General features: G+C 43.5%; 1 pseudogene. It reads left to right on the forward strand.

From position 1 onward, the window contains the following. Window positions 1-526: pseudogene (locus ACFILW_RS11135) on the forward strand (phage tail protein); the annotation flags it as partial.

Below are 526 nucleotides of genomic sequence, written 5' to 3' on the forward strand. Positions count from 1 at the left end.
TTATCGGAGTTATTGGCACAGCACCATATGCCGACGAAAAAGCATTCCCCCTTAACACGCCGGTTTTGGTTACCGGTTCACTTTCACAAGCAGCTAAACTGGATACAACAGGGAGGGGTGAAGGCACATTACCCAATGCCGTTGATCTTATTTTTAAGCAAGTGGGCGCCATCGTTGTTGTTGTGCGAGTAGAAGAAGGTAAAGATGAAAACGAAACATTAACCAATGTTTTGGGCGGTGTAAACGCAGATGGTGCTTATGAAGGGGTTCATGCTTTTATTGGAGCACAATCACTTCTTGGACAAACACCACGCATTCTGATTGCTCCAGGCTTTACACATAAACGTCCTACCGTTGTTAGTCGTATTGATGTAATAAATCAAGGCAGCGATTATACCCAAGCAAGCGTTAAAATTGAAGGTAATGCAAAAGCAGAAGCTTCCATGCATGGTGGGAAAGTAAATTATATTCACATGACTGACAATGGCACTGATTATCACACCGCCCCAAATGTGACGATTGAAGG

Source organism: Bartonella sp. TT110JLCBS (assembly GCF_042193405.1).
In the GTDB taxonomy this organism is placed as follows: domain Bacteria; phylum Pseudomonadota; class Alphaproteobacteria; order Rhizobiales; family Rhizobiaceae; genus Bartonella.